Annotated in this window: 9 protein-coding genes; 4 read left to right on the top strand and 5 right to left on the bottom strand. The window is 44.3% G+C overall.

Translation table 11 applies throughout. The features are described 5' to 3' along the window. The first annotated feature begins 770 nt into the window (after nt 1–770). From ruvC to ACE1CM_RS31880, 3 genes are all read left to right on the top strand, one after another. Nucleotides 771–1244: a crossover junction endodeoxyribonuclease RuvC gene (ruvC, locus tag ACE1CM_RS31890; protein WP_226581398.1), complete on the top strand. Its 474-nt coding sequence runs from the start codon at nt 771–773 to the stop codon at nt 1242–1244. Nucleotides 1245–1629: 385 nt separating this feature from the next. Then, entirely contained in the window at nt 1630–2124 is a 495-nt protein-coding gene (locus ACE1CM_RS31885; RefSeq protein WP_374882890.1) for a DUF3891 family protein, read from the top strand. Next, nucleotides 2082–2381 carry a DUF3891 family protein gene (locus tag ACE1CM_RS31880; protein ID WP_374882889.1) on the top strand — a complete coding sequence of 100 codons (300 nt, stop codon included), beginning with the start codon at nt 2082–2084 and terminating at the stop codon, nt 2379–2381. Before ACE1CM_RS31885 ends, ACE1CM_RS31880 begins: the two co-directional genes overlap by 43 nt. A gap of 249 nt (nt 2382–2630) precedes the next feature. On the opposite strand, the gene ACE1CM_RS31875 is transcribed toward ACE1CM_RS31880, so the two are convergent. The 4 genes from ACE1CM_RS31875 to ACE1CM_RS31860 form a co-directional block, all read right to left on the bottom strand. After that, nucleotides 2631–4010, bottom strand: coding sequence for a cytochrome P450 (locus ACE1CM_RS31875; RefSeq protein WP_374882888.1), 1380 nt, complete (start codon nt 4008–4010; stop codon nt 2631–2633). Between the two features lie 358 nt (nt 4011–4368). Next, the gene (locus ACE1CM_RS31870) at nt 4369–4998 is read right to left on the bottom strand and encodes a Coq4 family protein (RefSeq protein ID WP_374882887.1); all 630 of its coding nucleotides are present in this window, start codon (nt 4996–4998) and stop codon (nt 4369–4371) included. A 525-nt stretch (nt 4999–5523) separates the two neighbouring features. Further along, nucleotides 5524–8457: an ATP-binding protein gene (locus ACE1CM_RS31865; RefSeq protein ID WP_374882886.1), complete on the bottom strand. Its 2934-nt coding sequence runs from the start codon at nt 8455–8457 to the stop codon at nt 5524–5526. Nucleotides 8458–9190: 733 nt separating this feature from the next. Continuing rightward, nucleotides 9191–10474: an aspartate aminotransferase family protein gene (locus ACE1CM_RS31860; protein WP_374882885.1), complete on the bottom strand. Its 1284-nt coding sequence runs from the start codon at nt 10472–10474 to the stop codon at nt 9191–9193. 323 nt (nt 10475–10797) lie between these two features. Between ACE1CM_RS31860 and ACE1CM_RS31855 the strand changes: the two genes are divergently transcribed. Then, nucleotides 10798–10926 carry a hypothetical protein gene (locus tag ACE1CM_RS31855; protein WP_374882884.1) on the top strand — a complete coding sequence of 43 codons (129 nt, stop codon included), beginning with the start codon at nt 10798–10800 and terminating at the stop codon, nt 10924–10926. A 255-nt stretch (nt 10927–11181) separates the two neighbouring features. Here the strand turns inward: ACE1CM_RS31855 and ACE1CM_RS31850 are convergent, their stop codons facing one another. After that, nucleotides 11182–11397, bottom strand: a complete 216-nt coding sequence (locus tag ACE1CM_RS31850) for a hypothetical protein (RefSeq protein WP_374882883.1) — start codon at nt 11395–11397, stop codon at nt 11182–11184. Nucleotides 11398–11412: the final 15 nt, after the last annotated feature.

The following is an 11412-nucleotide window of genomic DNA, read 5'->3' as shown; positions in this document are numbered from 1 at the left end:
ATCCGGGGGTGGTGAATTTAACTAAATGGGGGTTTGGGGGCGATGTTCGTCCCGCCAAGAGAACGGTCAGCGTCGGGATACACAGACCCCCAACGCTGTTGAGTCTGGGTGAATGCCCCCGAAACTGCCAATTTGCAAGGGGTTCGAGTTATAATACAGATGGTCTCGAGCCCGCCTGACCGGATCGAACAGACAGGCTAATTCTGAAGTAGAGTGACGACTCTTGCCGCAGAAAAATCGGTAGATCTGGGAAGGAATTTCTCCAGCTGGCGGCGATGGCATAAGACCAAGAGAAGTTTTACAAACAGAAAGCTTTCGACCAGCGGCAGGCGAGTTGCTGCCGGGGTTCTGGCAATGACTGGATAAAGGTTCGCAAGCACCAGAGATGCTGTGTAAGACCATCATCGGATTGGGTTCCTCACATCCTGTAGGATGTCCCTAACGTGGCAACGGCAGAGGAGACCGGAAGTCCGTGCTGTATGCGGAGCATCAGCGCCCGGTACTTCACCAGGATCGCCAGAACAATGTATGATATATATTTTTGAACCCAGCTGCGAGTCGCATTTTTGTTCTCAGCGCGGTTTGATTAGGTATTTGTTAGCAAAGTTTTGCCATATTTATCAACCCTGAGCCAGTACAGAACAAGTTTCATCCCTTGACAGTCTATATGTGGGTTTTTTTCAACGATTGCCGATCAGATTGAACGACCTTATTGTACCCACCCACTTGGGATAAAGTATTTCACGCCAAGGTAGTACACTGAAATTTTTATGGAGCAGCGAATTCTGGGATTAGATCCGGGGCTGGCTGTGTTAGGGTTTGGGGTGATTCGCTGCCAAATGCCACAAAGCCCTACACCGCTAGATTTTGGTGCGATTAAAACCGAAGCCAATACCGAAATGGGGGAACGACTCCGCACGATCTACGACGATCTGCACACCCTGATGCAGGAATGGCAACCCGATCTGGTGGCGATTGAGAAACTATTTTTTTATCGCATGGGTAACACGATTGCGATCGCCCAAGCGCGGGGCGTGATTATGCTAGTTTTAGCTCAGCACGGCGTCCCGTTTGTCGAGTATACACCCGCCCAGGTGAAACAGGCGCTAACGGGAATGGGCAATGCAGATAAACAAGAGGTACAACAAGCCGTCGCCCACGAGTTGAATTTAGACTATATTCCCAAGCCAGATGATGCGGCGGATGCACTGGCGATCGCACTGACGGCTTGTTTTCAACAGTAATAGGACTGACGTAAAGAAACCCGGTTTCTCCGAAAAATCGTTGATTTGGCAACCAGAGATCAAGGTCTCACCTTTGTTTCTTTTCTCGTCGTGCGTAAGTCCTGAGTAAGGTAGATCCCCGACTTCTTCGAGAAGTCGGGGATCTGAGTGTTTTCTCGTTTTTCTCGTTCCCAGGTTCAACCTGGGAACGAATTCAGGGAGGTTCCACCTCCCTTGATGGAAGATCTGAGTTTACTGTCATAGACGCTAAGAGTATCTTTCTTAAGATAGGCAAGCATGTCTGCCCTAAGTTACTTTTGCCAAATCTGACCGAAGATTATCCTCATATTTAGGTGTCAATTGGCATACCAAATTCGGTATTTCAAGCAAGGAGGATGATTCTTTAGTGATTGCTAATCAACACGAGAACGGATGGGAAATTATTTACCACCGCGCCCACGCTTTACTAGCAGCACAAATCGCGGGTAACTGGAATAAAAAAGACCGTCCCCAACGCATCATTGAAACCGTGGCGGCGATTTCCCACCACGACGATGTAGAAAAAGAATGGGAAGGTAATCACCTCACTCCCGCCGGTGCGCCGTTAGATTTTACCCTCGCTACTAAAACCGGCGACATCAAAAACCTAAAAGAATTCACTAATAATGCTCGCTACCGGGGAAGGTGGGTGGCGATGCTAATTTCGATGCACATGAGCTTTTTGAATGAAGGCAAGCGGGGAGAGTCGCCGGAATTGGATATTTTTCTGGATGAGCAACTAGAAAATCAAGAAAAATGGCGTAAAGAATTGGGGATTACAAAACAGGAAGCTGAAGCAGCTTATGCATTTTTTCAGTGGTGCGTTCGCGCAGCGTGCCGGAGGCATATCGCCTCTCTTTAATCTTATGCAAGCGCGAGATTCCGGCAGGGGAACGTGCCTTAGAAATTGGCACTGGACCTGATGGCGATCGCTACGACATTAAGCAAGAAAGCGATGGCAGCATTAGGGTTATTCCTTGGCCTTTTGAGGACAAACAATTCACCGTCAACGTCGAAGCTTGCTATCTCAATCAAGTCAAATTTGAATCTAATCAAGAACTAACAGAAGCACTTCAACAAGCGCCCATTAAACTCTTAGAATGGACGCTTGTCAAGTGAAAAATCCCCGACTTCTGATTTATAGCGGATTGTGACTTAATAGAATACAATTGATTTTTTGTAAATTAATAGCCCGTGCAGACGGGCTTAGTTTGTATAGCGGCACCCTTAAGGGTGCCGCTATACTCGTTCCCAGGCTCCAGCCTGGGAACGAGATCAACGAGGCTCTGCCTCGCTAAGGAACTGGTGCAAAATCTAAGCATAGCTATAACCCCGAATTATTATAAAAGTCGGGGTTCTGGTTATTAGTTACTTTCGCGCTTTCAAAGTCAAATGCACGCCGCCTTTGGGTGCAAATGTAATGCCGCGACGGACGGGTATTAAAGGACTTTTTTCTGCCAGTTCCAGCGAACAGCAAGATAAGATATTTGCCAGTGCTAATTTCATTTCAAACATGGCAAATGCCGCTCCCAGACAGCGACGATTGCTGCCGCCAAACGGCAAATATTCATAGGGAGAAAACTGCCGTTCTAAAAATCGCTCTGGCTTAAACTGATTCGGTTCTGGATAAATATCCGGGCGATGGTGAGTCAAATAAATGCAGATAGACAGCATCGTTCCTTTTGGTAAATTGTAGTCCATTAACTGCATCGGATCTAGCAAAATTCGCGGTAAAGCAAAGAAAACAATTGGGTAAATCCGCAGCGTTTCTGAGCAGACCGCATTCAAATAAGGCAACCGAGCAATCTCCATCGGCTCTGCGTTATCAATGTCGATATAATTGAGTTCTTGCAGCAGCTTTTCTCGCACTTCTGGCAGGTAATGAATCCAATACAAAGCCCAAGCTAAAGCAGTTGCTGTTGTTTCATGACCTGCGAATAGCATAGTCATCAATTCATCGCGCAATTCCACATCGGTCATTGGTTGACCTGCTTGATCGCGAGCAGATAGTAATAAACTCAGAATATCTTCACCCCAAGATTCCGGTTGAGCGCGACGTTCCCGAATTTCTTGGTACAATAGTTCATCAAGCAATGCCCTTTTTCGGATAAAGTTGCCCCAAGGACTCCAAGGCCCTAAATCGAATTGCAGAGATTTAAAGAAGAGAAAGATTGCGCTTAAAGGCTGATTAAAAGAATCCAGCATCGCGGTTAAAATATTTCTGATTTGTTGATATCGCTCGCCTTCCTTTAATCCAAAAATGGTGCGAAGAATCACTTGCAAAGAAATCTCTTGCATCGCGGGACGGGCAACAAAAGTTTCCCCAATTTTCCACTCGTTAGTGACTTGTTGAGAAATCTCGCAGATCGCCTGACCGTAAGCTTTCATGCGTTCGCCGTGAAAAGGCGGCATTAAAACCTTGCGCTGTTGCATGTGGCGATCGCCATCTAGCAATATCAATGAATTTGGCCCTACTAAAGGTTCAGTAATCTGATTTCCAGAACCCGAATCAAACAGCTTGGGATCGGCTGTAAAAATTTGCTGAATTGCTTGGGGATCGCTGATAACTAATTGGTTGGGAAACCCGGCAAATTTAACTAAATAAATGTCCCCATATTCTTGTCGTGTTTTTTCCAGATAATACATGGGGCGGGTAATTCCATTGATAGTTTGCCGCCACCTGGGAACGGATGTTTCTGGAATTTTCTTAACTGGTGTATTTGGCTCTTTCTCTTTCAGAATAACCATGATTTTTTCTCCTTGATTGTGAGTTAAAACTGTAGGTTTGGGTGAATATATCAGGACTTACGCACGACGTTCTTAGAAACCGGGTTTGGAGCGTATATCTCTAGTTCTAAAGCGACGATTTTTCAGACAAATCCGGAATATGCGTGTCAGTCCTGTATATAAATGTCAAACACCCTAAGTATAGCCATCAGAAATACCGCATCATGTAGATGACAAGCAATACCCCAACAGCAAGCGTTGTTATGCCAATGACTTTGCCAATACTCTTTTCTTCTGAGTTTTTCTGATTCATCTTTTGCTCGCCTTGAGATTTACCAAAGGATTGTAGTAGAACTGCAACATTTCTAAGACTGCGGATTTAGACATTAACTAGAATTCGGGATGAGAGAGAGGGCAATCCCAAGCGCTTTCTGACCTGATCAATCGGTTCTGACCAATGTTCTTCAAAACGGTAACTTAACAGAAAATCAGCTTTTTTTCCCATTGCTTGTCCTTTTTTAAGGTTAGCGGAAATAGCTTTAAATTGCCAGGGAGCGAAGATAGGATAGAGAAATCTGGCAAGCCAAAAGCTTATTTTCAGCAATTGGCTAGAATTTTGTGCCACATTAAAAGCCAGGACGCCCATTTCTCCAGCATAGCTGGTATCAAATCCGAGCAAGACGTGAAAAATATCGTGGGTGACAATATAGCGGAGGACGAAGGCGTTGCGTCTGGCAACTTCTTCTAGTTCGGGACTGATGTTGAGTGGTTGGATATGATTCGCTTTCATATGTTCGGCATATTCTCGCCCCAAAGTGCCTTGAGGATATCGGCTTAATTCCTCCAGATCGATTCGGGGGTGATATCCTGCCAAGGGTTGCAATTCGGAGATAATTTCTGGAGGGTAGATTGAAGCGATCGCATCGAATTTAAGCAAAGCAAAATCTCCCATCTCTGATTTTTTGTAAGCTTGAAAGGCTTTGTAGAATTGTTTAAGTGTTTTCCACATAATATAGATATTCCTAATTTAGCTACTGATGTCGCAGCGCTACCGCTCATATCAAGTCATAGCACTCGCGATCGCGTCGGTAGAGGCGGGTTTAGTTGATTTATCTGTTGCTGAGAGGAGTTATTGGTAAAACTCCCCCTACTTGATATTAATTCTTGTATGGAGATTGGCTGTTTGCCTACACCCAGTTGGGCGATTCTGTTGATCTCGATCTCCCAGGACTGACGCAGAGTCCATATACAGCCGATTGCAAGTGAGTCAGGGAAAGCCTTATGGCGCAAGGCAAGTGTAGCGGCCGCAAAAATGGCAGCCCGCAGACTGCTGTCCTTCGGTGTACCTCATAAAACAGCAATCCGCTGTATATCATGTGCCACCGATTGATTGGTAAAACCCACACCGTAAACACAATTAACTGTATAAGTCCGATGCTAACGGACAAGATATTACGCGGTTACCCTGCGTCTAAAGACGCAGGGTAACCGCGCACTACTCTATAAATTTATCACCCTAAGTACGAGAGAGCCTTTAACTTTGCCGAATCGGAATTTCAATCTGAAACTCCGTTCCTTTTTTTGGTGTGGATAGACACCGCAACCTACCGCGGTGATGCTCGACAATAATTTGATAACTGATGGATAATCCCAATCCGGTTCCTTGACCGACTTGTTTGGTGGTAAAAAAGGGATCGAACAGTCGAGATTTCACTATCTCGGTAATTCCTATTCCATTATCTTTGATGCTAATTCTGACCCAATCTTTGTCAATAATTTCAGTCGTAATCCGCACGCAGGGAGAAGCGAGAGACTGCTTTTCCTTTGCCGCTTCCTTTTCCCTTTCTTCTAAAGCATCGATGGCATTGCTCAAGATATTCATAAACACCTGGTTGAGCTTGCCCGCATAACATTCGACCGCAGGTAAATCGCTGTATGCTTTAATAATTTCAATTTCGCCTCGCTCGGGTTTGGCTTTGAGACGATGCTGCAAAATTAACAGCGTGCTATCAATGCCTTCATGGATATTCACCGGCTTCATTTCGGCTTCATCTAAGCGCGAGAAGTTTCGCAATGTCAAGACAATTTGGCGGATGCGGTTGGCTCCTACTTTCATAGAATCAAGTATTTTCGGTAAATCTTCCCGCAAAAATTCCAGATCTATTTCTGACTGTAAATCTTGAATTTTTAAATTTCTATTTGGATAGTATTCTTGGTACAATTTAATTAAATCAAGCAGGTTATTACTGTATTCTTTTACATGAGTGATATTGGCATAAATGAAGTTGACTGGGTTATTAATTTCGTGAGCAACACCCGCCACTAATTGACCGAGGCTGGACATTTTTTCCGTTTGAATCAGTTGCGCTTGGGTCTGGTTCAAGTTGTGCAAGGTTTCCTGGAGAATTTTGGCTTGCTTGATCAGTTTTGATTCAGACTTCCGCAAGGCAATTTCTGTCTTCTTCCTTTCTATAATTTCTTGTTGCATCTGGAGATTTTGCTTGTCGAGTTCTGCTTCTGCTAACTCGCGGCTTTCCTGCGCCAGCACTAACCACCAGGTGCCAATCCCAATCAAAACTAGCAAGGCAGCATATAATTTGAGGAATGTTCCTAAAAGCGCATTCGCCAGGAATGCAATTTCTGGAGAGAGCCAAATTTCTTGATAATAAATTATTCCTAAACAGGCTCCTACTGTGACTGATAATAACGAAAAAATTCCGATAAATTTTAAGATTCTTAATCCCATATGCGGAGATATTTTTTGGAGCAAAATATTTTTTATCTGGATTTTACTTAGCCGGTTTTTGGTAAGTTTTGAATGTTTACAAATATCGTGGCATCGACTGTTTAAACTGCAACATAAAGAGCAAATGTGACCGTCATATACTGGACAATCAGCCATATCTTGTGGTTCGTATTCCGCTCCACAAATTGAACATTTTAGGGAATGAGCAATTGTATTTTTGAGCAAAAGATTTTCTCTAGCGATGTAGTATTTGCCTTTAGTCAAAATGGCGATAATTGGAGCTAAAATAAAGGCTAAACCCAGGGCGATGAAAGGAGAGTAGGCTTGAGCAACAGGGCCAAATACACCAACGAAGGCGGCGATCGCAACTAGGGAACCTACAAGCATGGAGCCAAATCCCACCGGATTGATGTTGTAGAGATAAGCGCGTTTAAATTCGATATACGAGGGACTGATTCCCAGGGGTTTATTGATTGCTAAGTCAGCCACCAAGGCTCCAATCCAAGCGATCGCTACATTGGAGTACAGTCCCAAAACCTTCTCCAGGGTAGCAAAGACACCGAGTTCCATCATCAACAGCGCGATCGCTACGTTAAAAACCAGCCATACCACTCGTCCCGGATGGCTGTGCGTCACTCTGGAAAAGAAGTTTGACCAAGCTAAGGAACCTGCATAAGCATTGGTGACGTTAATTTTAATCTGAGAAATAATCACAAACAGCGTGCCAACAGTTAAAACTATTGCTGGATTTGAAAATATCGCTTCAAACCCAGCTAGATACATTTGAATTGGCTCGACTGCTTTGGTAAAACTGACCCCATGACTTACAGCTAAAGAGGCTAGAAAAGCGCCGCCTAACTGTTTGGCTCCCCCCAAAATAATCCAGCCAGGACCTGCTAAAATCACAGCCAGCCACCAGCGATTGCGATTTTTTGCTGTTTTATCGGGTAGAAAACGCAGATAGTCTACTTGCTCTCCCAGTTGGGCAATTAAAGAAAAAGATACGGTAGCCGCCGAACCAAACAACAGCGGATCGAAACCAGCACCGCTAGTCGATTTACCGGCAAAGTTGAACCAATTAGAGAGTGCGGCTGGCTCTTTGTATAGCACAAAAATATAAGGGGCAATCATCAAAATTAACCACAGGGGTTGCGTCCAGAGTTGGATCTGGTTAATCAGAGTCACCCCAAAGAATACCAAGGGAATAATAATTAAAGAACAAACGATATAACCAATTGCCAAAGGCAGGTGGAAATATAGCTCTAGCGCCTGGGACATAATCGCGGCTTCTAGGGCGAAGAATATAAACGTAAACGAAGCATAAATTAGCGAAGTAATCGTGGAGCCAATGTAACCGAATCCCGCGCCTCGCGTTAGCAAATCCATATCGATGTTATATTTCGAGGCGTAGTAACAAATCGGGATACCCGCCAGAAAAATAATCGCGCCCACAACAACAATTGCCCAGAAGGAATTGGCAAAGCCATAGCTGATGGCTATTGATCCCCCAATCGCTTCTAAGGCTAAAAAAGAAATTCCTCCCATCGCTGTATTGGCAACCAGCAACTCCGACCACTTGCGGAAAGATTTGGGCGTATAGCGCAGGGCATAATCTTCTAGAGTTTCACTCGCCACCCAGCTATTGTATTCCCGTCTATCTTTAATAATTATTTGAGCAGGATTGTCAGTCATGGTTTCGGCAAGTTTTTGGTTCTTAATCATATACTTTTTTTTCAAAATAGTAATATTCTTTGACTTTTCTACAGGTTTACTTCAAAATCTATTTAATTCAATTATAGTTTTATACAATATGAATTGCCTCCATGATTTTATTGATTTATCAATGGCAACAATTTTAATAATTCAGTATTTTTACGATGGTTATTTTGTGAAGCAAATTTACCTAGTAAAAATACTTAATTAAAATACGACTAATGGTATAATTTTTTATATAAAATGGTAATTTTTGTACTGAAACAGTGAAACGATCGGGACTTACCCACGACGATCCTCGAAACCGGGTTTCTTGCTGCGATATCTAGTTTGCTTTGGCGAACATTTTTCATAGAAACTTTGGTGTTTGCGTAAGTCCTGACGATATATTGAGTCCCAGAGGCGTAGCTTGTCTGATTAAGACTCAGGCGCTCTAAAATCATCAGGTAGGTCATCCACATTCCAATTCAATACCTTACACAAAGCTTTCATATCATGTCCGTTAGCAATGGTAGTGTATAGTTGTTGATGCTTACGGTGTGGGTTTTACGAGATATGTTTAAACGCAGCGCAAAAGATAAATAAACCCTTCCTTTGCTGACGCTACCGATGCTTAAGGACATGATATAACTCCTCTCTGCGCTTCTTTAATGGCGACTCTTGCTTTGATCCTTGCTGTTCCGTCATGAGATTCGATTGAGCAGGAATGGTGCGTTACACTGCGTTAACGCACCCTACACATCTACGCTGTCAGAGACAACATTGCCTTTTCCACCGCTTGTAATGCCCGATCGACTTCCTCGGCACTGACAATTAAAGGCGGTACAAACCGGACGACTTTTGGTCCTGCTGGTACTAATAACACGCCTTGAGCCATCGCTGCTTTGACGATATCGGCTGAAGTTATTGCAATATCGGCTTTTAATTCCATGCCGTTAATTAAACCCCAGCCGCGTACTTCAGCGATTTTATCCGGGTATTTGGATGCGATCGCTCTCAATCCTTCCCGCAATTGTTCGCCACGTTGTTGCACATTTTGCAGCAGGTTCTCTTTTTCCAGAGTTTGACACACCGTCAATGCCACCGCACAAGCAAAAGGGTTGCCGCCAAAGGTGCTGGCGTGATCTCCGGGTTGGAAAACATCGCACTTAGCTTTGCACAATGTGGCGCCGATGGGAATCCCGCCACCCAATCCTTTGGCACTGGTGAAGATATCCGGTTCAATTCCCAGATTTTCGTATCCCCAATATTTGCCGCTGCGTCCCATTCCGACTTGCACTTCGTCGAGAATTAGTAGAATCCCAGTTTCGTCGCAAATTTGACGTACAGCTTGGAAGTATTCTTTTTCTCCCGGACGGACGCCGCCTTCGCCTTGCAACGCTTCTAGCATAATTGCACAGACGCGCCGATCGCCTTCATCGATTTCGGCGATCGCATTCCGAATCGCCTCAATATCGTTATATTCCACGTAGTGGAATCCCGGCATCAAGGGGTCAAAATTCTTTTGATACTTCGGCTGACCCGTGGCTGTAATCGTCGCTAGCGTGCGCCCGTGGAAACTGGCGTGGGCGGTCAAAATTACCGGAAACTCGATTTCTAGAACCGTGTGGGCGTATTTCCGCGCCAATTTAATTGCCCCTTCGTTCGCTTCGGCACCGGAGTTGCAGAAAAACACCCGCTCGGCACAGGAATGGTCGATTAACCACTTCGCCAACTGTCCTTGCACGGGGACGTAATACAAGTTAGAAACGTGATGCAAGGTTTGAATTTGTTTGGTTACGGTTTCAACCATTGCTGGATGAGCGTGTCCTAAAGTGCAAGTGGCAATTCCGGCGACAAAATCTAGATATTCCCGTCCTTGAGTGTCCCAAACGCGACAACCCTCCCCCCGTTCCAACGCCAGGGAAAAACGCGCGTAGGTGGACATCACCGATTGGTCAAAATTGGCTGAATCGAACGCTTCCGACAGCACGGGTGCTGATTCTGCCGGGATTTGGGGGTTCTCAACTAAAGTTTCTACGCTCACTACCTGTTCCTTTGAATTCGCTAACTGCAATATTGTCTAATTCAACTGCTCAAACATCTGGCTTTAGCTGGGTTTAGATCGAAGACGGCTGTTTTCCCATTGAGCAGATCTATTAATTGTATTATTTATTGACCCGTAGTTCCGTTGCTTTTTCACAAATTATTAATTTTCTCACAGTAATATTACTGTAATTATTGAATTTTTATCGATACAGGACTTACGCAAAGACACCGGGTTTCTCTGAAAAATCGTTGATTTGTAAACTAGAGATCTAGGTCGAAACTTTGGTGATGGCAAGGTCGTGGGTAAGTCCTGGGATAATAATGTTACGAAATCATCCAGTTGCCACAAGCGAACGCATCACCCAAAGCGATTGCCTGCGTAAAAGTACGGTTAACTGCGGTACATTAATTACTTACGTAATTCCGCGATCGCCTATGGCGCAATGCTAGACCGCGCCGTATCGGGCACTTTTCAGACTTTTAGGCTCTAATTTACTCGCTTCATCCGTTTTTATGCTGAATCTAGCTTTTACGCGATTTTACTGAAATTACTGGAAATTAACATTTTTTCAGGATAGTATGTAAATCGAGAGAATATAATTAACTAGGAATCATTGCCTTGAGTTTATGCGTAGTTGAGTATACTGACACGATTGGTGCATCTAACCCTTCTAGTCAGGGGAATTTACTAAGGCGCGATACTTGCTACGCAAAAGCTTTGCCATCGCTTATGTTGCACACAGATATTGCACCAGTCACAACCCGCCGGGGAATAAATTCCCCGTCTAATAGCAAAAGTCGGATAAATCCGACTAAAAAAGCTTTTAGTCCACTTAAGTGGACTTCCGCTATTAGCCAGGGAATAAATTCCCTGGCGGGGTGGAAGCACAAGTGCAAGATCGCAGAGCAAAAATTAGTCACAATACTGAGTTTAAA

Source organism: Microseira sp. BLCC-F43, from assembly GCF_041929235.1.
In the GTDB taxonomy this organism is placed as follows: Bacteria; Cyanobacteriota; Cyanobacteriia; order Cyanobacteriales; family Aerosakkonemataceae; genus Microseira.
The sequence above is the reverse complement of the archived record's forward strand: the minus strand, read 5'-3'. Positions and strand labels throughout refer to the sequence as shown.

Bases quoted from the DNA above. Each gene is read 5' to 3' on its own strand.
- ruvC (WP_226581398.1), top strand. From the start codon at position 771: ATGGAGCAGCGAATTCTGGGATTAGATCCGGGGCTGGCTGTGTTAGGG.
- ACE1CM_RS31875 (WP_374882888.1), bottom strand. From the start codon at position 4,010: ATGGTTATTCTGAAAGAGAAAGAGCCAAATACACCAGTTAAGAAAATT.
- ACE1CM_RS31870 (WP_374882887.1), bottom strand. From the start codon at position 4,998: ATGTGGAAAACACTTAAACAATTCTACAAAGCCTTTCAAGCTTACAAA.
- ACE1CM_RS31865 (WP_374882886.1), bottom strand. From the start codon at position 8,457: ATGATTAAGAACCAAAAACTTGCCGAAACCATGACTGACAATCCTGCT.
- ACE1CM_RS31855 (WP_374882884.1), top strand. From the start codon at position 10,798: ATGTTACGAAATCATCCAGTTGCCACAAGCGAACGCATCACCCAAAGC.